Here is a 25,387-nt window from a genome sequence, read left to right as displayed (position 1 = left end):
GGAAATGTTTCGCGTTCAAACATTAAATCAGATTGCTGAAAAGGGCTTGCAAATTTTTGGTGGAGAGCGATATGAGGTTGGAGAAGGCTTAGAACATCCAGATGGTATACTACTTCGAAGTTTTTCCTTACATCAAGAAGAATTTTCAAAAGATTTAAAGGCAATTGCAAGAGCAGGAGCTGGTGTAAATAACATTCCTGTAGAACGTTGTACAGAAAGAGGTATCGTTGTTTTTAATACCCCAGGGGCAAATGCGAATGCAGTGAAAGAACTTATTCTTGCCAGTCTTATTATGTCATCACGTAATATTATAAGTGGGGTTGGTTGGACAGCGGGATTAGAAGGTGAAAAAGTTCCGCAGCTTGTAGAAGCAGGAAAAAAACAATTCGTTGGTTCAGAGATAGCGGGAAAACGACTTGGTGTTATTGGACTTGGTGCTATTGGTGCCCTTGTCGCAAATGACGCATTATCTCTTGGTATGGATGTCGTTGGATACGATCCATATATATCTGTTGAAACAGCATGGCGCTTATCAACACATGTACAACGTGCATTTAGTTTAGATGAAATCTTTGCAACATGTGACTATATTACATTGCATATTCCACTGACAGATCAAACGCGAGGTATTATTGGAGAACACGCTATACAAACGATGAAAAAAGGTGTCCGTCTCTTTAACTTCTCAAGAGGAGAACTTGTGGATGAAGTTACGTTAGCAAAAGCTTTAGAAGAAGGGATTATTAATCATTACGTAACTGATTTTCCGAATGAAAATGTAATAAAAATGAGAAATGTAACGGCAACACCCCATCTTGGAGCTTCAACGTATGAATCTGAAGAGAATTGTGCAGTTATGGCTGCTCGTCAATTACGAGACTATTTAGAAACAGGAAATATCCGTAATTCAGTAAATTATCCAAATGTAGAACTTCCTTATGTCGGAAAGAAACGAATTACGATTATGCATCAAAACGTTCCGAATATGGTGGGGCAAATTACAGGATGTTTAGCGGAACATCATATTAATATTGCTGATATGATAAATCGTAGTAAAGGCTCTTTTGCATATACAATGATTGATATCGATAATGGAATTGATGATATAATTAAAGAAAATGTAGTTGAAAACATAAAGAAAATCACAGGTGTAGTAGCTGTTCGAATGATTGTATAAAGGAGAGAGAGATTTGGCGACAATTCGACCATTCAGGGCAATTCGTCCAGTATCTGATAAAGCTGCACAAGTTGCAGCACTGCCGTATGATGTGTTAAATAGTGAAGAAGCAAGAGAAGTTGTAAAGGGAAACCCATATTCCTTTTTGCATATTGATAAAGCTGAAATAGACTTAGATCCGGCTGTTTCACCATATGATAACAGTGTATATGAAAAGGCAAGTGAAAATCTACAACGTTTAATGCAAGAAGAAGTATTGATTCAAGATGAAGAGCCATGTCTTTATATTTATCAATTAACAATGCAAGGGAGAACGCAGTCTGGACTTGTCGTTTGTACGTCAATTGATGAGTATACTGATAATACAATTAAAAAGCATGAGCGGACCCGTCATGAAAAAGAACAAGATCGCATTCGTCATGTTGATATATGTAATGCGAATACAGGTCCAATTTTTTCAACATATCGTGCGAAAGAAGACGTAACAAAGTTAATTGCAACGTGGCAAAAAAATCACACGCCAATTTATCAATTTACTGCAGATGACGGTGTGGAGCATGTAATATGGAAAATCGCAGAAATTGATGCGATTTCTGCATTAGTAGAATCATTCGAAGAGATCCCTTCTTTATATATTGCAGATGGACATCATCGATCAGCATCTGCTGTGAAAGTTGGGTTAATGCGTAGGGAACAATATCCGAACTATACAGGAGAAGAAGAATTTAATTTCTTTTTATCTGTTTTATTCCCTCATGATGAATTATCAATTTGGGATTATAATCGTGTTGTGAAAGATTTAAATCGTTTATCACAGGACCAATTTTTACAGCAAATTTCACACTATTTTTATGTAGAAAGAGCTTGTGTATCTCCATATAAACCAACTGAACCAAAATCATTTGGCATGTATTTAGATCAGGGGTGGTATAAACTCACTGTGAAAGAAGAAACATTTGATGCCTATGATGTTGTAAAACGTTTAGATGTTTCTATTTTACAAGATCACTTATTGAGTCAAGTATTACAAATTCACGATCCACGTGCAGATAGCCGCATTGATTTTGTTGGTGGTATTCGAGGTTTAGAGGAGTTAGAGCGCCTTGTAAATCGTGGTGATTATAAAGTAGCGTTTGCTTTATATCCTACATCAATGGAAGATTTACTAGCAATTGCTGATGCGGGGGAAGTTATGTCACCAAAGTCCACTTGGTTTGAACCGAAGCTTCGTAGTGGGCTTTTCATACATTCTTTAAATTAAACAAAAAGACATAAGATTAGGAATAAAGATAGTAAGGATTAAATATCCCTACTATCTTTTTTAAACTATAAGTATAAATTAAAGATACATAGTAATAATTGACGACTTATGAAAATACGCTATAAACTATTCTTTCTTCAACTAAGGGATAGTTTCTAAAGTACCGTAGTTGATTGAAATTCCTCTTCCAACCATAAAATAGTATGAACACATTCTATCCATTTTCATCTTCTATGGTGTAGTACCTGTGCTGTATGAATGGATAACAGGTAGTTATCTACAAAAACAACATGATTTTTGTATTGATCTAATGGTTCTAGATGTAATGAAATTTACGGCATTAAGATTGTTAGGAGGAAATGGGAGTGTCAAATGAAATAATGAGTTACATTGACAATCAGATGGTGAAAATTCCAGGGGGAGAAATAGAATTAAGAGACGATAGAATAAAAAGCAAATGGAAAGTTGAAATAAGACCGTTTCTTCTTGCAAGGTATCCTGTAACTATGGATCTATACTATGCTATTACAAATAAGTCATCCAATTCTTTTGATGGAGATCTAAAACCATTTGTGAATATTTCTTGGAATGATGCAATTTCTTTTTGTAATCTACTTTCACAGAAAGCTGGACTGAAAGAGTGTTATTCTATAAGTAATGATGGTGAAAACATTATTTGTAATTGGGAATCTGACGGTTATCGACTTCCTTCAGAAGCAGAGTGGCAATATGCATGTAAAGCAGGGACTACTGGTTATAGATATGGAGAGCTTGATAAGATTGCCTGGTACAATGAAAATTCAGGGGGCAAAATCCATGAAGTAGGAAGAAAGGAACCGAATGCATGGGGTCTATATGATATGTTAGGGAATGTTTGGGAGTGGTGCTTTGATTTATATGATGAACAAGTGTACGGATCTTACCGAATTTTCCGAGGAGGTAGCTGGGCTGAAGAGGCCAGGGGGTGTGGGGCTTCGTGTCGTCGTCGTAGCCATCTGACATTTTGCATTGACGACCTTGGATTCCGTCTTGCTCGGTCTTTTTAGCGCCTACAAACAAGCGGTTTTTCGGGTTTTACAGCTTAACGAACGGAGAGCTAAGGTTAAATAAAAAAGCCTGTATCGAAAATTACTTAGTAATCGAAGGTGCAGGCTTTCATTTGTAATATTTGTTAATATTTGTATATATTTAATTTTAAATGCGGGCTTTTTCTTGCAAAAAACACAATTGTTTCTTAATGTAATAGTGTAGAAGGATAAACAAGGAAGGATTTAACGAATATGATACATATTTTATTAGCGGATGATGACGGGCATATTAGAGAATTATTACATTACCACTTACAAAAGGAAGGCTATAAAGTTTTTGAAGCTGAGGATGGAAAGGTAGCGCAATCCATATTAGAAAAAGAAAATATTCACCTGGCCGTTGTCGATATCATGATGCCATTTATTGACGGATATACTTTGTGCGAAGAAATTAGAAAGTATCATGATATACCTGTTATTTTATTAACTGCTAAAGATCAATTGGTGGATAAAGAAAAAGGATTTATTTCAGGAACAGATGATTATATTGTAAAGCCATTCGAACCAGCGGAAGTTATTTTCCGTATGAAAGCTTTACTTCGTCGTTATCAAATGCTGAGTGCGGACGTTATCACGCTTCACGGAACAATGATTGATAGAAAAAGCTTTGAGGTAAAATGTAATGACCAAACGATTTTACTTCCTTTAAAGGAATTTGAATTGTTATCACAACTTGCAGGGTATCCTGGAAGAACGTTTTCAAGAGAAGAGTTGATTGAACTTGTTTGGGGGATGGACTTTGAAGGAGATGAACGGACAGTCGATGTTCATATTAAACGTCTTCGAGATCGTTTTTCAAAACGAACAGATGATTTTCAAATTAAAACGGTACGTGGACTTGGTTATAAGTTGGAGCTGAAATAAGATGAAGTCACTTTATTCTAGATTTGCATTGATTACGATTGGGATTATGCTTCTTAGTAGCATCATTGGTTTTTTATTAACCAATGTTTATTATCAAGTGAAATTAAAACCGTATAATAGTGAAAAGATTTTACGTTACGCTGAGGAAGTAAAACATTTATATGAAAAACAGACTGAGGAAAATAAGGATGAGTATTTACATTCTATTGCGAAATTAGGTTATGAGATTTATGTAGTAGATGATCAAAAACAGGGGAAACGAATTGGAAATGCTTTTCGGACTATAAAGATTAGTGATGCTACCATTGACAAAGTCTTACAAGGGAAAACATACAATGGTGTTTCTACCTATCCAACTCGTCTATTTATAACAGGCTTTTTTGATAATGAATTAATTAATAGCGTAGGGGTTCCGCTGAAACATGGTGATAAGCAATATGCCTTATTTATTCGTCCTGATATTCAGCAACAATTCGGCGAAATGAGGATTTTCTTAGCGGTATTGCTTGGATTTATTGTTGTATTAAGTATCGTTTTTATTGCAATCGCAGCGCGGTATATCGTTCGTCCGATTCGCATATTTACAAAAGCGACGCAAAAAATTGCGAATGGTGAATATGATATTGAATTAGAAGAAGGGCGAAAAGATGAGATTGGAACATTATCTACGAGTTTTAAAAAAATGACAAAAAGTATAAAAGAGTTAGATCAAATGAGACAAGAGTTCGTTTCTAACGTGTCTCATGAATTTCAATCTCCACTTTCCTCGATTCAAGGTTTTTCTAAAACTCTACAGTCAGAAAAGATGACAGAAGATGAAAGAAAACGTTATTTACAAATTATTGAGGGTGAAAGTAAGCGGATGTCTAGTTTATGTAAGCAGTTACTTACGCTTGCTTCTTTAGATAAAGAGGAAAAGGTTCTTCAAATAAAAGAATTTGATGTGCACAAACAAATGAAAGATGTCATTTTTATGTTGGAATGGAAATGGCGTGAAAAAGACATAGCGGTTGAATTTGACGTACCTAGCATAAATGTAAGAGGCGATGAAAATTTACTTCATCAAGTTTGGACAAATATCTTTACAAATAGTATTAAGTTTACAGATAGTGGTGGAACGATTGGATTTGCTGTAGAAGAATTAGAAGCGAGTGTAGTGATTTCAATTTCAGATAGCGGGATTGGTATGGAGCAAGAAGAAGTAGAGCGGATTTTTGATCGGTTTTATAAGGTGGATACAGCGAGGGCTCGTAATGTGGAAGGAAGTGGCTTAGGCTTATCCATTGTGCAAAAAATTGTTGAATTACACCATGGGAAAGTTTCAGTGGAGAGTATAAGAGGGGAAGGTACGACGTTTCGAATTGAATTACCGAAATGATGAGAAGGACTGATTTGAAGAGGAAATCTTTAAATCAGTCTTTTTTTATAGGATAAAATGATAAAAATGTTGAAAGAAAATATGTAAATCATTTGAGATAGATTGTTGGAAGTAGCTATTTGGAAATGGGTACGTCATTTTCGGTTCTGGTGCAAATATATGAAGAAGAACGCGGATAATAGTAGATTCCTAGTGAAATCGTATTTTATGCTATAAGTCCAAACACTTGGTGGATGAACTCTTTTGGATTTTGGATAGACTGATTCCTTAAATCAATCTGTCCCTTTTTTATACCGATTATGAAAAATGAAAGTGTAAAGTTGTTATTACAACATATTTTCCACTTTCAACTTAGTTGTCATTAGAATGTTTTTCTACAAAATCAAGGATCCTGGCATTAACTTCGTTAGAGAACTCACCATTGATTGCGTGAGATGCATTTTTCCAGTTAACTATATCGATATCTTTAACATATTTTTTCCCAGTTTCAACTGCTTTTACTGAATTGTGCATTGTACTTTTTTCAGCCATTAATGCAAGCACCGGAACATTGATATTTTTTAAGTCTTCTTTACTAAATAGATCAGGCGCTGGCGTTTTAAGTTTATAGTTACGCATACCCGACTCGATTAATTTAGCAATAGGCTCATCGTCATTTGTTTCTGCTCCTCCAGATACATAGCTTAACATCTTTTCTCTTATAAACTTAGGTACAATAGGGACGGAAGCTGGAATAGATGCTAGAATCATCTTTATGGGCATTTGCGCAAATACAAAGACTGGGTCCAATAAACTAGCCGTAGCAATATGCTCTGGATTATATCTGGCCAAATTCATTGTTGTCCAACCGCCAATGGAGACACCTACGATATGCACTTTTTCTAAACCTAATCCTTCAATTACTTCATTTAACCATTCTGCTTGTTGTTTTTGGTTTTCAATCACCTTCGTTTGCACACTCATTCCAGGTTCACCGAGTAAATCTATCGTGTAAACAGGCCTTTTCTCCCTTAGCCCTTCTAAATTGGGTACCCACATTGGAGTAGATGCACCACGTCCAGGGAGTAAGAGTATTGGTTCCTTATGTTTGTTTTCCTCTTTAGTAAAGTAATAAGCACGAATTGTGCCATATTTAGTTTTTATATCTCTCGTATCGTTAGGCTTTGGAAGAAGTGCCATTGATTCATCGTAGGCAATTTGAAAGTCTTCCTTTCCTTTTTCAGATGTAAAGTGACCAATCTTATTATCATCTTTCTTCATTTTAGTTCCTCCTTTCTACAAATATATTGATGAACTTTATCAATATATTCATGGCAATAATCCATTGAAAATTTATCTTCTTTAAGCCAAAACTCTCTTTTAGAAAAAAGAAAAATCTCACGTAAAATTAAACTTATACAAGCTTAGCTTGTTGGGTGTGGGGTGATACCCCTATTACGTAATGATTATTACAATTATGATAGTTGATTAACCACACTTTCTAAAAATTGGTCTACTTTTTCTTTTGATGTATCCGGCGTATGATAACCAATCGTAAATGTAAGTCTTCCATTATAAGAGCTTGCCCCCATTGTAAAGAATGGTGCATACATAATAGGTGATGTCATATACCCGTCCTCAGCTTGAACTTCACCAAACTTAATAGGTTCATCTGCTATCACCCCGAAATTTGTAAGTAACGGCAATGCCATCCCCATCTGTAAAGCCTGTTCGTATTGCTGCTTATACATTTCTTTCACCGCAGATAGCTTTATACCTGCCAGTAGCTCCATTCCTGCTGCTGAAGAAAGACCTGGATTTTGAGATTTTATTTTATCCATTGATTGTTTGACTCGAGCTAGAGTCTGATTAAATGATTCATCATCTTCCATTTTAATCACTGGCATTTCCATACCGGATAAGTTGCAAATAGCACCAGTTGTATGATTAGGAAGATATCGGCGTAAATCAATTGTTAAACCAATCATTTTTTCTGCGGTGCGAGGTTCTGCATACACAGTGAAACGTGATAAAGCTCGGAAGTATGCAGTCATGATTGTATCATTCAAGGTAGCCTGTTGTGCTTTTGTCCATTGGATTAGACGTAGAGTTTGCTCATGGCTCAACCGCTGTACCGCCATTTTTGGGTATATATTTTTGTTCGGTTGAGATGGAAAAGACCATAACGATGCCTGTTGTTCTTGGTTAGGACGATAGGCACTTTTTACGTCTGGTATTCCAGCATATTTGAAAACAGGTGATTGATCACGAAAACTCTCATTCCCCTCACCAAATTCCTTTATAATTTGATCCTTAGATTTTCCCAGGTAAAGTTGAGTATAAATTGCTCCCAGCAAATTAATATATTCCTTGACTCCTGCACCATCTGAACATAGATGGGATAATTTCACAACTAACATATTTGTTGTAGTGCCTCGTAATAATTTTGTTTGAACCATAGGCCCCTGAATACGATCTCCAGATTCCTTAATAAAATCTATTGCCATCATTTCAAGTTCTTGATCATTTCCTTCTGCAAAAAGACAAATAGGTGAGTTAGTACCAGATAAATGTTCCTCCCAGTAAGGAATATCACTTTCTACAAAACGGCTGTTCAAAACCGGCTGCAATTGTAACGTTATCCTTACTGATTGTTCAAGTATTTTCTTTGATATATCTACAGGAAAATAAAGAACTGCATTAATTTGTTGATTTGCAGAATAAAGACCTAATATATAATTCATTCGATCTTGAGGTGTTACTGGATACTTTCTTTGTTCCATAATTTTCTCCCCTTTTTAAGAATATTTTTGGTTATAACCCCGTTCTCCATATGGTTGTAACTTTTCTTCAAGAGCTAATAATTCTTCTTTTCTATTTTTCTAGTATGTCAATCATGAAAGCATCTTTTCCGTACTGGTTCCATTCTTTTTGCAGCTCTTTGTTGGTGGTATACCCATTTCTTTATTGTTATTAACATTTCCTATCTCTTATGAATATAAATGAACATAAATTCATTTCGTTTACACATATATAAACATTTTATAATAACGTTTAGATATTATCAAAAAAACCAAACGAATGGTTCTGTTGCAAAGTTTGAAAAAAGCATAAACAGGTTGGTAAATGAGGAGCAATGTTTAAGAAGTAGCTAGTAATTGTTGAAGTTCATTGTACGTTGAAAAGGCGGAGTCTCTTTGGAGACTTCGCCTTTGTTTATATAGAGCATGAATGGTTTCAATACCTTTTATCGTACGTGAAGCATGACGAAGATTTTGAAATCCTGCTGATTTGGCAAAACGTCTCTTTACATGCCTATGATCCTGTTCAATAAGATTGTTTAAATGCTTGATTGTACAATGGATTGTAGTTTGATAAAATCCTTGTTTTCTTAATTTGTTAAATGCGCAAAGTAATGCCGGCGTTTTGTCTGTAGTGAGAACAGTTGGTTCTCCAAAATGTTTTACTAATCTTTTCATGAAGGCATAGGCAACTTTTTAAAAGTGTTCATTATCTAGGGGACAGCTAAACGGGAGGGCAAATAAAGTGAATTTGTAATGTAAGTAGAAGATTGCGTTTTTTACTCATGCTTCTTTATATATTGAAGAATAAAATTAATATATCAATAAATTGAAAGGAGCAAATAGGATGAATATATTATTATCCGCAAAAAATGTTACAAAAATTTACAATAAGAATCAATTGCCTGGGCTGAATAAAGTATCTTTTGATATTGAATCAGGTGAATTTATTGGTATTATGGGTGCTTCAGGATCTGGAAAGACAACTTTATTAAATATACTATCAACTATTGATACACCGACAGATGGAGATGTTTTGATAAATGGTGTCAATATTAAAACACTTAATGATAACAAAACGGCGGATTTTAGGAAGGATCATTTAGGCTTTATTTTTCAAGAGTATTTTTTACTTGATAGTTTAACGGTGCAGGAAAATATTGCTGTGCCACTTACTCTGTTAAACAAATCTCCAAACGAAATCGAATCGACTATAGAAAGTTTAGCAAAGCGTTTTGGCATATTCGCACAATTATCAAAGTACCCTAGTCAACTTTCTGGAGGACAAAAACAGAGGGTTGCGGCAGCAAGAGCGATTGCGAAACAGCCAAGTATATTATTTGCAGATGAACCAACTGGCGCGTTAGATTCAAACTCTGCAACAGAGCTACTTCAAAAATTAAGAGAGGTTAATGAGGACCTTCATACAACAATTTTAATGGTAACCCATGACGCTTATGCAGCAAGTTTTTCAAGTAGAATCTTAATATTTAAGGATGGGAATATTTTGAAAGAATTAAAAAGAAACGAAAAGGGTAGAAAAGAATTTTTTGAAGAGATATTAAAGGAAATCTCAAAAATTGATGAAAATCGATATAACTAAGAGTGTGAGAGGAAGGCATGACTGTGGGATTATTAACAATAGCAACAAAGAATCTGAAGAATAACTTTTCCTTCTATTCGTTCTATTTCTTTTTCCATGAACGATATTATCATGGAAAAGATTTCGTCTGATGGTAGAGTAGAAACAATGTCGAGAACGGTGGCAATCTTCGTTATGGCATTTGTACTATTCTATATGTCATACTCCAATACTTTCTTTATGAAAAAAAGAATGAAAGAACTGGGGATTTATTCGCTCTTGGGGTATCGAAAGTCAACCATGGTAAAATTATTAACCTTTGAAAATATTATAATTTGTTTTACTGCTCTAATTGTAGGTATCGTGCTGGGTGCTGTTGCTCATAAAGGAATTATTGAGGTGATAATCAAAGTACTAAAATTAAACATTCATACTTCTGAAGTGCCATTAATTAATCTTGATTCGGTACTATTCACTTTTATTTTTATATTTGCTGTTTTGACTGTCTTATTCTTATCAAACTGGATAATCCTTCGAAAAAGTTCCTTACTTACTTTGGTACGTATGGAGAAAAAGGAAGAAAAGCAGATGAAAGTTAGTACAGCTTTATCCCTATTAGGACTATTCTTGATTTTGGTAGGCTATTTCTTAGCTATTGATATTATAAGAGGAACCGAATCATTGTGGAAAACGATAGGGTTTTCACCAATCGCACTTTTAACAATGTTAAGTGTGGTATTAGGGACAATCTTCTTTATTCACTCCTTTTTACCTTTTGCTATTCAAAAATTGAAGAAAAAGAAAAAATGGTTTTATAAGGAATCGAATATTATTATCATTCCAAACTTTATATTTAAAATCCGTTCGAAGGCAAAGACTTTAATTTTGTTAACTTTATTAGCTGCAGGAACTTTGGCTATATTTGGATCCATTATACTGACGCTTTACTATCCAGTTGCTGCTACAGAACGTATCGTACCGTCAGCTATTGAATTCCCGTTAGAAGATAAAGAATTGACTAATAAAGCAATTAAAGTTGTACAAGATACTGTCGGAAAAGAAAACATGAAATACAAAGAAACGACTATTATTCAGGGAACATCCTCTTCTGGAAATTTGCCTGAAGAATATAGTGTAAAGAAAGAACATGGATTTGATCTAATCTCTGAGTCGGATTACAGGGATTTAATAAATTTTCAAGGGAAAAATGTAGAATTTGAGAATTTAGCTAAACATGAAAGTATTTTAGTGAAATATAGGCCTGAAAAAGAAAAGTTAGATAAAGAGAATACATATACTTTGAACTTAACATCTACAAAGAGTGTGGATGTAAAAGTGAAAGAGACCACATTACTTAACCCAATTGGATTTGCGAATAGTGTAGGAACCCTTATTATTTCTGACAAACTTTACAAAGAAATAAAAGCATTAGGGCTTCCAGAAAAGACTATGTTGAGCATTAACGGAACAGATATGAGAGATAACAAAGAAGTTTATGAAAACTTAGCTCCACTATTTAAAGATAATATCTATTTTACAAGTAGTTATCAAAAAAATGATTACATTATCCAGCAGAATAGCTCAACATTCCTGCTCATTAGCTTTGTCACTATCATCTTTTTTATTGCAACAGGTAGCATACTCTATTTCCATAATCTTTCGAGTATAATGTCAAATGAAAATGAATTTAAAATTTTACAAAGAATGGGATATAACAAGAAAAAGATAAAAAGGATAATAAGAAAAGAAATCTTTACGTTATTTAACATCCCTTATATATTAGGGGCAGCGCATAGTATTTTTGCACTGGTGGCATACAAAACTGCTTTAATGGACGATTTATTAGGAAAAGGTAGTGCCTTTATATTACCTATTCTTTTTGCATTAATTATTTTTACTGTGGTTTATATCATTTATTATTTGTTAACAAAAAGAGCATGCTATAAAATTATATTTAACGATAAAAAGTAAAAATTTACAGATAAAGCTGATGATAATAAACAAACATCAGCTTTATCTGTATGTAATCTAGTAAAGGTAAGTGAGTCTATGAAAAAATACTATGAGCAAAAACAAATCTTTATTTTAATGAATCAACTTTGTATGATTATTTTTTTATGCTATGAATTTTTGCAAGGTAATATTGGAGGCACAGCAAAGTTACTTCCACTAACGCTTATAACGATAATGGTCATATATGGAGCATACATTAGTTTTGTAAACATAAAAGAAAATAACACGTTATCAAAATTCTCCAAATTGCTATTTTTTGCTTCATGGCAATTTTTACTTACGCTTAACGGGAGTCAAATTTCTTATACACTAAGTATACTACTTAGTGTAGTGATTCTATATAAGACAGTACAATTTTTACTTTTGTTCTTTTTCCAAGATTCTATTTATGCTTATAAAAAAGAAACAGACTGGATTTTAAAGATTACATGTGTATTAACATTGGTTGCGAAATTGATAAACGATAAAATATTTGCCGCTCTATTTTCATGTCAATGGATTTTTAGTTTTATTTGTATTATTTTTCTATTTTTGAAAAATCGAAAACGAATTAAATTTATCTTCAAAAGCGAAAAAAAGCAGTTATTTAAATCTGTTGCTATTCTTATCGCTCTCTTTATTCTATATGCTATGTTGTTTGCAGGAAGCCCCGAATATTTAAGTAATTTAGGGTGGTATATCGTGATCCTGCTACCCTTATTTAGTATTCATGCGATTGCTTTTAAAAGCCATACATTTATGAAGCAATATTTTCTTTTAAAGGAAGGTAAAATGGTATTCATGTTTTTATGTTTTATTGTTTTTATTAGTTCGCTTGGGCTGTTGTTTAAATTTAATATGATTACCTATTTTGTCATTATACATACGATTTTTTGGTTTGTTCTTCTTTATTTCACATTATTATTTCAAGACATAAAAAATACGATCTTAAATGTGGATGCAGAAGAACCCAAAACCTTGCCAGAAAGCTCTTACGTTCACAATCTTTTGCAGATAGCTAAAGAGGAGAAGTTGAAAAGTGATTTTTCTGATTATCTGCATGATGAAATATTACAAGATATATTAGCAGTTAAAAATATGATGAATAAATCTAATAAAGAAGAAATTCATGAAATGATAGTAAAAACGCTAGATGACTTAAACCAGTCTATACGTGTACAAATGCAAGAATACCACCCAACGTTATTAAAGACACTCACATTAAAAAAGAATTATAGTAATCTGCTTGAGATGATACAGCAAAAATACAGAATGAAAAATATTGATATATCTTTTAATTGTAATGATAATTTATTCTTAGTTGAACCTTATAATCTTGTTATATATCGAATTATAAAAGAATTAGTAACAAATGTGTTCAAACATTCTAAATGTTCTAAGTTAGTTTTGAGTTTGGCACAAGAAAATAACGAAATATTATAGTAAAAGATAATGGTATAGGTCAAATGGGTATGGGAAATGAAAAGCATATTCCTAATGACCATAGAGGGTTGAATTCTATCAAAGAACGACTGTTTTTGTTAAACGGTAACATGACAATTTCAGAATGTAATCCTTCTGGTTTATGTATTGTTATTTTTATTCCTATGAAAGGAGATGATTCCTATCAATATTTTATTAATAGATGACCATGCTTTGTTCTCCAAAAGTTTGGAGATAGCTTTAGAAGATTATCCTGAGATAGATCAATTCTATTCATTACAAAATGTTGAAAATGTCATTACAATCATTAATGAGTTTAAGCAAGATATTATTTTAGTATATATATATTTAAGCAATATTAGTAGCGAAGATGGTTTAGAAATAGCAAAAACTATTTTAGATAGTAAATGTGACACGAAAATAGCTATATTAACAGGTTATGATTTGCCTGTTTATCGATATGAAGCTCAAAAAATTGGTGTAAGTGGCTTTATTAATAAAAATATTATGCCAGATAAGTTGTTGGAAATTTTAATTAAAATTAACGAAGGTATTTGTTATTTTCCAATGTCTATGGACTATGTTGAAGAATTAACCGATAGTGAGAAACAAATTTTACAGTTACTATGTGGTGGATATAAGCGTAAAGAAATTGCTACTATGTTATATGCTAGTGAACGCACAATTTCAAACCATATTCAACATATGTTTGATAAATTGGATGTTTCATCTTCATTAGAAGCTGTAACAAAAGGAATACAATTAGGATATATTCAACCTCATTATAGAAATCGTTAATGAAACTATGGGCTTGAATCCAATACATTTCATTCAATGGTAATTTTTTGATTGTAATCTTTTGTTCATATTCCGTTCATATTTCTTTTTTAAGATGAGTACATAGAAAGAAATAGGAAGGAGCGAGCGAAATGTTTTTAGCTCTGCGTGAATTAAAACAATCAAAATTAAGATATGGATTAATCGGGCTCATCATGATTTTATTATCATTTTTAGTTCTTGTGATTTCTGGATTAGCAAATGGTTTATCGTATGATAATGCATCATCAATTCAAAATATGGATGCAACAAAATTTGTATTAGCAGATGATGCAGAAAATAAATTACTCCGTTCACAAATAAAGAAAGAAGATGTGGATGATGTAGTAGGGCAAGTAGATGCAAAAGATGCTGTGCCATTTCATGTGAAGGTTTCTACGTATGAAAAGAAGGATAGTTCAAAAAAGGTTGATATTGCAATTTTTGCAAGTGAACGTGACACGTTCTTGGAACCAAAGATTGTGAAAGGGAATGCATTAGGAACAGCACAAGATGAAATGGTTGCTGACGAATCGATTAAAGAAAAAGGCATAGATATTGGCGATACAATTATCGATCCAGTTTCGAAAAAGGAATTCAAAATCGTTGGCTTTACGAAAGATCAAATGTTTAGTCACACACCTGTTGTTTATGTGAATCAAGATGTATGGGGACAAATTGCGCAGCCAAATCAAAAGGATTATAGCGCAATTGCACTTCGTACTGATAAAGAAGTGAAAAATGCACATGTGATAGAGAAAAAAGAAGTTCTTCAAAGTATTCCAGGGTATAAAGAAGAACAAGGAACATTAACAATGATTATTGCGTTCTTGCTTGTGATTGCTGCTTTATTAATCGGTGTGTTCTTCTATGTCATTACATTACAAAAAACGCAGCAATTAGGTGTATTAAAAGCAATTGGAACGAAAAATTCTTATTTAGCAAATACTTTAGTTGTGCAAGCATTATTCTTATCTGTTGTCGCAATGGTGATAAGCATTGTATTAGTAGAAGGATTGCAAAAGATTTTGCCAGAAAGCATGCCATTTTTATTAACAACGACAATGATTGGCCAATATACAGGAATCTTTATTGTCATTAGTATTCTAGGAACACTTATTTCCTTATATCAAGTGTTAAAAGTTGATGCACTAGAAGCAATTGGAGGTGGCATGTAATGACTTCATTATTAAAATTAGAGGAAGTAAGTAAAGTGTACGGAGAAGGAAATACAGAAGTAACTGCTCTACATCCAATTTCACTTGATGTGATGGCGGGAGAGTTTATCGGTATTGTTGGTCCCTCTGGATCAGGGAAAAGTACTTTGTTATCAATTGCTGGTGCGTTATTATCACCATCAAAAGGAAACATTTACATTCGTGAACAAAATATTACGCGTTTATCAGAAAAGGAAATGACAGATATTCGTTTAAGAAAAATCGGGTTCATTTTTCAGTTTGCAAATCTTGTTCCCTATTTAAATGTAAAAGAACAATTACTCTACATTGCAAAATTAAAGAAAGAAGACCGAAAAGAATCCGAAAAGCGAGTGGATCATTTGTTAGCTGCATTTGGATTATCTCAAAGAAAAAATCATTATCCAAATCAATTATCTGGCGGAGAAAAACAAAGGGTTGCAATTGCTCGTGCTTTCATGAATAATCCAGATTTAATATTAGCGGATGAACCAACAGCAAGCCTTGATTCAAAACGTGGGCGCGAAGTTGTCGAAAGGATGAAACGAGAAGTAAAAGAAAGTCAAAAAGCAGCGATTATGATTACACATGACGAAAGAATGCTGGATGTATGTGATCGTATCTTAACATTACGTGACGGAAAGTTAGTATAAGTATGATAAGAAAAAGCACAGGGTGGATTCCTGTGCTTTTTCATTTATTTTATTTTAAATGTTATAATAACTTCATTATTCTGATATTTAAATGGTAGGAGGGGAAAATGTGGAAAAGAAAATCATACATCTTGAAGGACTTATTGTTTTAGTCGCAAGCATATATATGTATTCATTCTGTGATTTTAGTTGGTTTATATTTTTCTTACTGCTTTTAACGCCGGATGTTTCAATGCTTGCATATCTTATCAATAATCGTATTGGAGCACAGGTTTACAATCTATTTCATACCTACATAGTATCAATATTCCTTATTTTGATAGGCGTATTTCTAAAATCAGATGCTACCCTTATGATTGGTTTAATTTGGACTGCTCATATCGGGATGGATCGTCTGTTCGGATATGGTCTTAAATATAAAACAGATTTTAAGGATACGCATATTCAGAAGTTATAGGATATAGTAATGGAATATTCTATAGAAGTAACAAAAGAATGGCATACTTATAATCCGGTAACACCTCCGAAATTTGAAGGGAATCAAACGGTATATGTACGTCTAAAGAGGAAATGAATTTGCAACCTGAGTTAACGCAGATGGTGCGGTTCTCGGTTGATAAATAATTCAGAAAAGTTGTATAAAAATTATGGATATATGTTCTAGATAAAAGAGATTTACCGATGGGAAAATCTCTTTTATCGTATTGGCCTTAATAAAACGATAATTCGTGTCATTGCCGCATTTGCAGTGTCAATTTTTATTTTACCTTTTACAAAATTGAATAACCGGTGTTGAGATGAATGCTGTAGTAGGTGGTATACAGGTGTTAGTGGCTTTATTTGTTGTCTTTGTATTTATGCGGAACAAAAAAATAAAAAGTAAATACAAACTCAAAAATGGTATAATCTTATTATGAGGCTCTGCCTAAGACAGATACAGCAGGCATTGGGGTACAAAGGGTGTGTTGTTCTCCAGTGGATGTCAATGAGCACAAGAGCGGTTTTGTTCTTGTATTGATTAACATTGGCTGTAATGAATGCCTCGATTACTGTATAAGTGAGAAATGATGTTTGCATGTAGAGATTTAATAAAGCTAGATCACCCCGTTTTAGCTTGAAGACATGATTTGTATGTTGAAAGGAGAAGAACCATGATAATGACTTTGAAGCTTAGTGACGCCCTCTACGGTGAATTTGAGGTGGATGGTGTCTTGTTAGAACTTATTTGCAGTGAGCCAGTTCAACGATTAAAAGGAATTTATCAAGGTGGAGCTAGCTATCTTGTAAATTCAAATTGGAACAACACGCGATACGACCATTCAATTGGCACGATGATGCTTGTGAACAAACTCGGAGGCTCATTGGAAGAGCAAGTGGCCGCTTTATTGCATGATGTTTCGCACACGGCATTTTCCCATGTTATTGATTATGTCTTAGGGCATAAAGAAGAGAATTATCATGAAACGATTTATGAACAGATAGTTGCTCGATCATCAATTCCTGATATATTGGCGAAGGCTGGGTTAGACTGGAAGAGCATCTTGCTTGATGAGAGCCAATGGACTTTATTGGAACAACCAGCCCCACAATTATGCGCGGATCGTGTTGATTATACATTGCGTGATTTATACGCCTATGGTCATATAACACTACAGGAAGCACATTTCTTTTTAGAACAACTTGTGGCTTTGGACGGAAAAATGGTTTGCAGTGATCAATCAGCGGCGGAGTGGTTTGTGAGTACGTATTATAAAGAAGTCATTGGGCTTTTTATGGACCCGCTTAATATGTTTGGGAATGATCAGCTTGCCAAAACATTAAGGCTTGCTTTGCAAAAAGATGTGTTGTCTATAGAAGATTTTTTGAAAGAAGATGAGGATGTTGTTCGCTTGTTAAAGGACTCTGGAGATAGCAGAATAGCAGCTATGCTATATACGCTTTTTAACAGCAAAGTAGAGAAGGGAACCCAGTCTTGTTATGACGTCCATCAAACAACAAAACAGCGCCTGATTGACCCACTTGTTATCGTTTTAGGTCAACTTGTTCCCGTATCCAACTTGTCGACTAGTGTTAAAATGATGACGGAACAAGCGAAGCAAACAATAGAAAAAGGCGTATATATAAAAGTTTGCTCCTAGTGATGAGTGAATCAAATAACAGCTGATAACTTAAATAAACATTTCGCTGTTTCAAGATTAAACAGTGAAGTGTTTATTTTTATTATTTGAGAATTTTTAAAGCAACAAAAAGAGGAACTATTGTAAATTTGAAATAAAATTCACAAATATAGTAACATTATTTCACAACGACAATCACAACAGGGTGTTTATAAAGGAATTAGTTAAATGTCAGATAAAATAATGGTTTTTTAAAAATTCGAGTCGCTTTACTAAGATGAATCAAGTATACTGAAAAATGTTTCCTGCAAATAATCTATTTCGAAAAGACATTGAAGTTGTTCTTACTACATAAAGTTTCTTTCATTGAAAGTGTAAAGTTTATAATCAGTAAGCAGAGCATGTTAGGATACGTTAATTACATGTATGAAGCTTGAATAGAGAATACAGAAGGAGAGTTAGTATGAATTTAGCCAAATTTCCTAGAAAAAAATATACAGAATCATATACGCCAATTGAAAAATTAAATCACTTTTCTGAAGTCCTAGGAGGACCTTCTATTTATTTTAAACGAGATGATTTACTTGGTTTAACAGCTGGTGGAAATAAAACAAGAAAATTAGAATTCCTTGTGGCGGATGCACAGGCGAAAGGTGCAGATACGTTAATTACTGCTGGCGGTATTCAGTCCAATCATTGCCGATTAACATTAGCAGCTGCGGTAAAAGAGAAGATGAAATGCATTCTTGTATTAGAAGAAGGACTTGAACCAGAAGAAAAACCAGACTTTAATGGGAATTACTTCTTATATCATTTATTAGGTGCTGAAAATGTAATCGTTGTGCCAAACGGAACTGACCTTATGGATGAGATGCAAAAAGTGGCCAAAGAAGTAACTGAAAAAGGGCATACACCATACGTCATTCCAGTTGGAGGATCCAATCCTACCGGTGCAATGGGATATATTGCATGTGCAGAGGAAATTATGGCTCAATCGTTTGAGCAAGGGATAGATTTCAATACGGTTGTTTGTGTAAGTGGCAGCGGGGGCATGCATGCTGGTTTGATCACTGGATTTTATGGAAGACAAACAGGGATTCCGGTAATTGGAATGAATGTGAGCCGCGGGAAAGCTGAACAAGAAGAAAAGGTATGTAAGCTTGTGCAAGAAACTTCAGCGCATGTTGGTATTCTAAACAGTATTCCGCGTGAGGCCGTGACATGTTTTGATGAATACGTTGGACCAGGATACGCTTTACCAACACCTGAAATGGTAGAAGCTGTTCAGCTTTTAGCAAAAACAGAAGGGGTTTTACTGGATCCAGTATATACAGGGAAAGCAGTAGCTGGACTGATCGACCTAATTCGAAAAGGTACATTTAAGAAAGAAGATAACATTCTATTTGTACATTCAGGTGGTTCTCCGGCGTTATATGCGAATACATCACTATTTTCCTAATATGTAAGAAAATCAGCACCAAAATAAGTGGTGCTGATTTTTTATGTAAGCTTTACTTGTCTGTCTTAATTAGCTATAAAGAACAAATTGCTCATCTAACCAGTTTACTATTTTTTCAATCATTGGAATACTTATAGAATGATTGATATTTTGGTATAGCATAAATGTAATGTTAGCTGTTGTATCTTGATGGTGTGATTGTACTTTTTCATAAAATGTTTGTTGTCCAAGAGGCGAGACAACAGCATCACTTGCCCCGTGTAATAATAGTATAGGTCGATTATGAATGCGTTCGATAAATTGAATAGGATCCATTTTTCTAATCATATGAATTACATTGGCGATATTTGAGCCTTGCTTTTGAAAAATCTCTTCAGAAGTTATCCAAGCTCCTGAACCATTTATATTAATAAGTGCATCAATTTTTGAATCTTTGATAAAAGCTCCTGAGGATATGAATCCACCCATTGAACTTCCGAGAACTACAATTTTATGACCTAAGCAGTATTCACTCTCATAGATACTAGTAAATAAATCATTTATATCATGTTTAGCAGTATGCAAAATGGTTTTCCAGAAATATTGTTCCATTATCGGTTTAGAAAAATGATTTTCTAAAGCTGTCCGTGAATCGTGATAAATAATTTCTGGAATAATTACGGTATATCCAAAGTTAGTTAAGATGGTACCTAAAAAGATTTGATGATAAATGCTAGATCCCCATCCATGATAGAAAACGATTGTTATTTTTTTATTCTGTTGTGTGGGCTGTAATAAGAGACCGTGTATGTTTCCTAGTTGAATGTCTGTTTGATTCAATGTATCGGTTCACCTCCATAAATAAATAAGTGAGGGAATGAATGCCCTTACTGATAAAAGCTTTACCTTATCACTCCGTCTCAAAAAACTCAATCCATTCTCCATCAGGGCCAGAGAAGAAAATGTAACGTGTTCCATCAGGTAATGTTTCAATTTCCTCTGTTAATAAAAAAGTTACTCTTAACTTCTTCAGTCTTTCAATTTCATCTTCTAGAGAGTCTACTTTAAAGCAAATATGATGCACTTTTCCTTCTGCTGGAAGAGAAGGATTATAGCCTTCAATTAATTCAAGAATTGTTTCTTGTGATTCTTCTACACCTAAAAAAGCAAGCTTTAAGTTTGGGTCTGGATGTCCCATACGTTTGATAAGCTTTAGTCCAATTACTTCTTCATAAAAGGAAAGGGACGTTTCTAAGTTTGCAACCATGATTCCGACATGTTCGATTCTTCTTACTGGCATGTTGCTTCCTTCATCCCATAAATTGCATATGCATCATAATATTGAAAATTAAGAAAATAAGCAAGATAAAAACCTTACAAATTTTCTAGTGTTCTATGATATAGTGAGAAAGTATGTTTGGAGAGAAGGAAGGAGACATTAGTATGAATACAACTTCGCAAGCTCCTTCATTAACGGAAACGATGAAAGAGTGGCATCAGGCGTTAGCATATGAAATTAAACATTGGAAAACGATAGGCGGCAGTAAATTATCGATTATAAATGGCCGTTTTTTATATACAGATTATGAGAGTACGGTGTATGTATTTCAGCTTATTTCGGAAGTAAGCTTACCTGATGGTACACCCATTCGGATTGAATTTGATGGTGAGGAAGCAACAGGAGAAGTGCTATCTGTACATGGATTAGAAATCGAACTGAAATTAAATGATTATATACAAGGCGAAATAAGAGAAGCGATTTTATATAGTGAACCATGGCAGTTATTAGAGCAATTGCAAGAGCGATTGAAAGAAATACGAAAAGATAAACAAAAACGTCAACGCGTAAAGCGTCTTTTAGATGGAAAAAGTACGCCAAAGCATATAGAAAAGATGAAAAATCCGAAGAATGAACTTGCATATCGTTCTTTTTATAATAGGGCGACGTATGTTTGGGGACCGCCTGGAACAGGAAAATCTTATAATTTATCACGTATTATCTCGGCGCACTATCAAAAAGGAAAATCAGTACTTGTACTTGCTCATAGTAATGCAGCGGTTGATGTATTAATGAGTGAGGTTACAAAGCAAATAGAAAAAAAAGAAAAATGGACACCAGGGGAAATCGTCCGGTATGGATTTAGTCAACATGAACATATACGTAATCATGAAACGTTGCTTGCTTCTAGATTAGTGGAAACAACGAATGGCTCATGGGGAGAAGAAAAGCTTTATTTAGAAGAAATGCGTCAAGATCTTCGTCAAAAAATCTTATCTTATAAGGCAACTGCTTCTGATAAAAAGCGTATGCAAGAAATTGAAGGAGATCTTAGAAAACAAAGAGCGAAAATTAAAGAAGTAGAAAGAGAATATATTGAAAATGCAAAGGTAATAGGTGCGACACTATCTAAGTGTGCAATTGATTCTCTTATTTATGAACGAACATTTGACTTAGTTGTTGTAGATGAAGTGAGTATGGCATATGTGCCACAAATCGCATTAGCTGCTTCTCTTGGTAAGCGAATTGTCGTTTGTGGTGATTTTTTACAGTTGCCACCAATTGCGATGGCAAATCATGAGCTTGTTAGAAAGTGGTTAGGAGAAGATATGTTTTATCATGCAGGGATTGTCCAATCCGTAAACAAGTGCGAGACACATCCGAATCTATTTATGCTGCAAGAACAAAGACGTATGCATGCGGATATATCTAAATTTACAAACTCATTTATTTATAAGAATAGAGTGTTCGACCATCCTTCTGTTTCGGCAAGACAAGAATTAGCGAAATTACAGCCGTTTGCAAACGAAGCGACAGCTCTGTTTGATACAAGTTTAATGGGAGCTTACTCTTTAAAAGATGCCGCTTCTGGTTCTCGTTTTAATATTATGTCCGGTTTAGTTGCAATGCAGATGATTTTAATTGGATTATTAGATGGCGTTCAATCGATTGGAGTTGTAACGCCATATCGCGCGCAGTCCCGTTTCTTATCAACATGTATAAGAGAAATATTGCAAAAAACAAAGTATCGAAATACACCTATTCTAGCAGCGACGGTTCATAAATTTCAAGGATCTGAACGCGATATGATGATTTTTGATACAGTAGATAGTTATCCGCAGGAACGTCCTGGCGTGTTATTCTTTGATCATAAGAATCATCGTCTTGTAAATGTTGCGGTAACGAGAGCAAGAGGAAAGCTCATTCAGTTATCGGACTGTCAATATATGCGGAAAAATCTTTCTAGAAAACAAGCGTTATCTCACTTAACTTCTCACATAGAAAGACACGGAAATGTATATGATCGTACAACATCACGTCCATTGTTAGAACGAAAAATTACAAAACGCTTGAGATGGTTTATGCAAATGAATTTGGAAGAGACGAAAACATTATTAAAAGACATTCTGTCAGCAAAACAAAAAATTATTATTTCGCTCCCAAGTACAAGACAAGTAGATAAAAGGGTATGGCAAGCGTTAATGCGTACAACAGCGCAGGTAACAATCTATAGCGATGGACCAATTCCATTAAAAAATGTGAGAGTACAAAGGCAAAATAAATCACTCCCATTTGTATGTATTGATGATGAGATCTTTTGGGTAGGTGCTCCGTTAACATCGCAAATGATGTTTGAAGGAAGTCCAGAATTCCCTTATATATGTGCAAGAATGCAGGCGCCTGAAACGATTGGCGTTTTAAAAGGATTTTTAGATATTCGTTAAAATCAGATCGGAATTCCTTGACATTTACTCGGAATAAAACTAGAATGAAAATAATTTAATATAATTTTATGAAAATAAAAACGATTTTCTTATCACGAGAGGTGGAGGGACTGGCCCTATGAAACCTCGGCAGCGGATTCAATATGAATACTGTGCCAATTCCAGCAAGTGAAAGACTTGAAAGATAAGAAAGAAGGCCATTTTTGAATCTGTATGTTCAAGCCTCTTTCTATCTTTTAGAAAGAGGCTTTTTTATGTGCAAATTTAAAGGAGGAATGGGAAATGGGAACAAAACAAGTAACGTCACACCGAAATAGTATTACGGAAAGTATAGAAAGAAATAGAGAAAAATACTTAAAAACAAGTCATGATATACATGCGAATCCTGAAATTGGTAATCAAGAATTCTTTGCATCTAGAGCGTTAAGTTTACTTTTAGGAAGTGCAGGATTTCAGCTTCAGCACAATATCGCAGGACATGAAACAGGATTTATTGCACGGAAAAGTTCAGGAAAACAAGGACCGACAATTGCCTTTTTAGCAGAGTATGACGCTTTGCCTGGATTAGGCCATGCGTGTGGTCATAATTTAATTGGTACAATTAGCGTTGCAGCAGCCATTGCATTATCGGAAACAATTGAAGAAATCGGCGGTGAAATCGTTGTATTCGGAACACCAGCAGAAGAAGGTGGGCCGAATGGAAGTGCAAAAGCAAGTTATGTGAAGGCAGGTTTGTTTAACAATATTGATGCAGCACTTATGATTCACCCTAGTGGAAAAACAGCAACAACAAGTCCGTCACTCGCAGTTGATCCACTTGATTTTCATTTTTATGGAAAGTCGGCACATGCGGCTGCTTCACCTGAAGAAGGAATTAATGCATTAGACGCGGTGATTCAGCTTTACAATGGGATTAACGCACTTCGTCAGCAGCTTCCATCAGATGTGAAAATCATGGTGTCATTACTGAGGGTGGTAAGGCACCGAATATTATTCCGGATTACGCATTAGCCCGTTTCTTTATTCGAGCAGCAACACGTAAAAGATGTGTTGAAATAACTGAAAAGGTACGAAATATTGCAAAGGGAGCCGCATTAGCAACAGGGACAACAGTAAAAATCAATCAGTTTCAAAATGAAATTGATGAATTATTAGTGACAAAAACATTTAATGAAGTGATTGCTGAGGAATTAGAAAATCTTGGTGAAGATGTAAATCGTAAAGAGAGACTTGGAATCGGTTCAACAGATGCAGGAAATGTGAGTCAAGTCGTACCAACGGTTCATCCTTATATTAAAATTGGGCCGGATAATTTAGTTGCACATACGAATGAATTTAGAGAAGCAGCTCGTTCGGAACTTGGCGATAAAGCATTAGTTACATCCGCAAAAGCATTAGCGTATGTAGCATATCGATTAATTACAGAAGAAGGAACGCTTGATCAAATTAAGGAGGAGTTTAGAGGGGCGCAGCGAAATCAGTAATGTGATTAGTATTGGAGAAGTAGTTTTCTAGAATTCTATTTAGATAAAAAAGGTTTGGAGAAATCTCTAAGCCTTTTTTAGTTATAAATTGAAATAAATAATGGGAGAAGGATAATATGGATTCTTTGTTATTTGGACTACTGTGAGGAATTATATTTAGTATCATCATGATCGGACTTCAAATTAAATGGAAATTACAATCTATTGAAAAGTTGTTAGAAAAAAATTTAGAGCACAAAAATAATAATTCGGAGGAAATGGATTAAATATATTCTCTATATTTTACTTTGAGAGATGAAAAAGGCTCATTTATGTTATAATTGAACTGTACCCCGAATCGTGGACACTTAAAAAAAGTCCATGCTTCGGGGTTTTTGTGTATCTTTACACTCATT

17 protein-coding genes, 6 pseudogenes and 1 riboswitch are annotated in these 25,387 nt (G+C 34.3%); of the genes and pseudogenes, 17 read left to right on the top strand and 6 right to left on the bottom strand.

Annotated features, from left to right (window positions below):
* The first annotated feature begins 4 nt into the window (after positions 1-4).
* The 5 genes from JDS96_RS16510 (at position 5) to JDS96_RS16490 (ending at position 5,768) form a co-directional block, all read left to right on the top strand.
* Complete coding sequence (locus JDS96_RS16510) at positions 5-1,177, top strand: phosphoglycerate dehydrogenase (protein ID WP_199667433.1); 1,173 nt, start codon at positions 5-7, stop codon at positions 1,175-1,177.
* A 13-nt stretch (positions 1,178-1,190) separates the two neighbouring features.
* Positions 1,191-2,438, top strand: a complete 1,248-nt coding sequence (locus JDS96_RS16505) for a DUF1015 domain-containing protein (protein WP_199667431.1) — start codon at positions 1,191-1,193, stop codon at positions 2,436-2,438.
* Between the two features lie 359 nt (positions 2,439-2,797).
* Complete coding sequence (locus JDS96_RS16500; RefSeq protein WP_199667429.1) at positions 2,798-3,484, top strand: formylglycine-generating enzyme family protein; 687 nt, start codon at positions 2,798-2,800, stop codon at positions 3,482-3,484.
* Between the two features lie 234 nt (positions 3,485-3,718).
* A complete protein-coding gene (locus JDS96_RS16495; RefSeq protein WP_199667427.1) occupies positions 3,719-4,390 on the top strand; it encodes a response regulator transcription factor in 672 nt (223 codons plus the stop codon).
* A 1-nt stretch (position 4,391) separates the two neighbouring features.
* Positions 4,392-5,768, top strand: coding sequence for a sensor histidine kinase (locus JDS96_RS16490; RefSeq protein WP_199667425.1), 1,377 nt, complete (start codon positions 4,392-4,394; stop codon positions 5,766-5,768).
* Positions 5,769-5,973: 205 nt separating this feature from the next.
* Here the strand turns inward: JDS96_RS16490 and JDS96_RS16485 are convergent.
* The 4 genes and pseudogenes from JDS96_RS16485 to JDS96_RS16470 all read right to left on the bottom strand — a co-directional run.
* Positions 5,974-6,060: pseudogene (locus JDS96_RS16485) on the bottom strand (IS6 family transposase); the annotation flags it as partial.
* A 59-nt stretch (positions 6,061-6,119) separates the two neighbouring features.
* Positions 6,120-7,028 (bottom strand): alpha/beta fold hydrolase, encoded by a 909-nt coding sequence (locus JDS96_RS16480; RefSeq protein WP_006095442.1) that lies wholly within the window; start codon positions 7,026-7,028, stop codon positions 6,120-6,122.
* A gap of 194 nt (positions 7,029-7,222) precedes the next feature.
* Positions 7,223-8,530, bottom strand: a complete 1,308-nt coding sequence (locus tag JDS96_RS16475; protein WP_199667424.1) for a condensation domain-containing protein — start codon at positions 8,528-8,530, stop codon at positions 7,223-7,225.
* A gap of 357 nt (positions 8,531-8,887) precedes the next feature.
* Positions 8,888-9,244, bottom strand: a pseudogene (locus JDS96_RS16470) (DDE-type integrase/transposase/recombinase); the annotation flags it as partial.
* 151 nt (positions 9,245-9,395) lie between these two features.
* Here JDS96_RS16470 and JDS96_RS16465 point away from each other — a divergent pair.
* From JDS96_RS16465 to cuyA, 10 genes and pseudogenes are all read left to right on the top strand, one after another.
* A complete protein-coding gene (locus JDS96_RS16465) occupies positions 9,396-10,151 on the top strand; it encodes an ABC transporter ATP-binding protein (RefSeq protein WP_199667422.1) in 756 nt (251 codons plus the stop codon).
* Between the two features lie 23 nt (positions 10,152-10,174).
* Positions 10,175-12,101 (top strand): annotated as a pseudogene (locus JDS96_RS16460) (ABC transporter permease).
* Positions 12,102-12,179: 78 nt separating this feature from the next.
* Positions 12,180-13,771, top strand: a pseudogene (locus JDS96_RS16455) (ATP-binding protein).
* Positions 13,740-14,363: a response regulator transcription factor gene (locus tag JDS96_RS16450; protein WP_199667418.1), complete on the top strand. Its 624-nt coding sequence runs from the start codon at positions 13,740-13,742 to the stop codon at positions 14,361-14,363. The pseudogene JDS96_RS16455 and the gene JDS96_RS16450 overlap by 32 nt, the downstream one beginning before the upstream one ends.
* A 131-nt stretch (positions 14,364-14,494) precedes the next feature.
* Positions 14,495-15,559, top strand: coding sequence for an ABC transporter permease (locus tag JDS96_RS16445; protein WP_199667416.1), 1,065 nt, complete (start codon positions 14,495-14,497; stop codon positions 15,557-15,559).
* The gene (locus tag JDS96_RS16440; protein WP_199667414.1) at positions 15,559-16,230 is read left to right on the top strand and encodes an ABC transporter ATP-binding protein; all 672 of its coding nucleotides are present in this window, start codon (positions 15,559-15,561) and stop codon (positions 16,228-16,230) included. The genes JDS96_RS16445 and JDS96_RS16440 overlap by 1 nt, the downstream gene beginning before the upstream one ends.
* A 109-nt stretch (positions 16,231-16,339) precedes the next feature.
* Positions 16,340-16,687 carry a DUF4260 domain-containing protein gene (locus JDS96_RS16435; protein ID WP_199667412.1) on the top strand — a complete coding sequence of 116 codons (348 nt, stop codon included), beginning with the start codon at positions 16,340-16,342 and terminating at the stop codon, positions 16,685-16,687.
* A 9-nt stretch (positions 16,688-16,696) separates the two neighbouring features.
* Positions 16,697-16,854, top strand: a pseudogene (locus tag JDS96_RS16430) (DUF4073 domain-containing protein); the annotation flags it as partial.
* Positions 16,855-17,381: 527 nt separating this feature from the next.
* Positions 17,382-18,368 (top strand): HD domain-containing protein, encoded by a 987-nt coding sequence (locus JDS96_RS16425; protein WP_374221001.1) that lies wholly within the window; start codon positions 17,382-17,384, stop codon positions 18,366-18,368.
* A gap of 442 nt (positions 18,369-18,810) precedes the next feature.
* The gene (gene cuyA, locus JDS96_RS16420) at positions 18,811-19,806 is read left to right on the top strand and encodes a D-cysteate sulfo-lyase (RefSeq protein ID WP_003207601.1); all 996 of its coding nucleotides are present in this window, start codon (positions 18,811-18,813) and stop codon (positions 19,804-19,806) included.
* A gap of 69 nt (positions 19,807-19,875) precedes the next feature.
* Here cuyA and JDS96_RS16415 read toward each other — a convergent pair whose 3' ends face one another.
* Both JDS96_RS16415 and JDS96_RS16410 read right to left on the bottom strand, forming a co-directional pair.
* A complete protein-coding gene (locus JDS96_RS16415; RefSeq protein ID WP_199667410.1) occupies positions 19,876-20,625 on the bottom strand; it encodes an alpha/beta hydrolase family protein in 750 nt (249 codons plus the stop codon).
* A gap of 70 nt (positions 20,626-20,695) precedes the next feature.
* Positions 20,696-21,085 (bottom strand): VOC family protein, encoded by a 390-nt coding sequence (locus JDS96_RS16410; RefSeq protein ID WP_199667408.1) that lies wholly within the window; start codon positions 21,083-21,085, stop codon positions 20,696-20,698.
* A gap of 113 nt (positions 21,086-21,198) precedes the next feature.
* Here JDS96_RS16410 and JDS96_RS16405 point away from each other — a divergent pair, with 113 nt between their 5' ends.
* Both JDS96_RS16405 and JDS96_RS16400 read left to right on the top strand, forming a co-directional pair.
* Positions 21,199-23,508: an AAA domain-containing protein gene (locus tag JDS96_RS16405; protein WP_199667406.1), complete on the top strand. Its 2,310-nt coding sequence runs from the start codon at positions 21,199-21,201 to the stop codon at positions 23,506-23,508.
* 86 nt (positions 23,509-23,594) lie between these two features.
* Positions 23,595-23,699: riboswitch (SAM riboswitch) on the top strand.
* Between the two features lie 91 nt (positions 23,700-23,790).
* Positions 23,791-24,992, top strand: a pseudogene (locus tag JDS96_RS16400) (M20 family metallopeptidase).
* Positions 24,993-25,387: the final 395 nt, after the last annotated feature.

The sequence above is a fragment of the Bacillus cereus group sp. N21 genome, from assembly GCF_016483395.1.
GTDB classification, from domain to species: Bacteria; Bacillota; Bacilli; order Bacillales; family Bacillaceae_G; genus Bacillus_A; species Bacillus_A pseudomycoides.
This window is presented reverse-complemented; position numbering and strand designations above follow the sequence as displayed.

Bases quoted from the DNA above. Each gene is read 5' to 3' on its own strand.
- JDS96_RS16500 (WP_199667429.1), top strand. From the start codon at position 2,798: ATGGGAGTGTCAAATGAAATAATGAGTTACATTGACAATCAGATGGTG.
- JDS96_RS16495 (WP_199667427.1), top strand. From the start codon at position 3,719: ATGATACATATTTTATTAGCGGATGATGACGGGCATATTAGAGAATTA.
- JDS96_RS16440 (WP_199667414.1), top strand. From the start codon at position 15,559: ATGACTTCATTATTAAAATTAGAGGAAGTAAGTAAAGTGTACGGAGAA.
- JDS96_RS16405 (WP_199667406.1), top strand. From the start codon at position 21,199: ATGTTTGGAGAGAAGGAAGGAGACATTAGTATGAATACAACTTCGCAA.
- JDS96_RS16450 (WP_199667418.1), top strand. From the start codon at position 13,740: ATGATTCCTATCAATATTTTATTAATAGATGACCATGCTTTGTTCTCC.
- JDS96_RS16425 (WP_374221001.1), top strand. From the start codon at position 17,382: ATGATAATGACTTTGAAGCTTAGTGACGCCCTCTACGGTGAATTTGAG.
- cuyA (WP_003207601.1), top strand. From the start codon at position 18,811: ATGAATTTAGCCAAATTTCCTAGAAAAAAATATACAGAATCATATACG.
- JDS96_RS16490 (WP_199667425.1), top strand. From the start codon at position 4,392: ATGAAGTCACTTTATTCTAGATTTGCATTGATTACGATTGGGATTATG.
- JDS96_RS16445 (WP_199667416.1), top strand. From the start codon at position 14,495: ATGTTTTTAGCTCTGCGTGAATTAAAACAATCAAAATTAAGATATGGA.
- JDS96_RS16480 (WP_006095442.1), bottom strand. From the start codon at position 7,028: ATGAAGAAAGATGATAATAAGATTGGTCACTTTACATCTGAAAAAGGA.
- JDS96_RS16475 (WP_199667424.1), bottom strand. From the start codon at position 8,530: ATGGAACAAAGAAAGTATCCAGTAACACCTCAAGATCGAATGAATTAT.
- JDS96_RS16410 (WP_199667408.1), bottom strand. From the start codon at position 21,085: ATGCCAGTAAGAAGAATCGAACATGTCGGAATCATGGTTGCAAACTTA.
- JDS96_RS16465 (WP_199667422.1), top strand. From the start codon at position 9,396: ATGAATATATTATTATCCGCAAAAAATGTTACAAAAATTTACAATAAG.
- JDS96_RS16510 (WP_199667433.1), top strand. From the start codon at position 5: ATGTTTCGCGTTCAAACATTAAATCAGATTGCTGAAAAGGGCTTGCAA.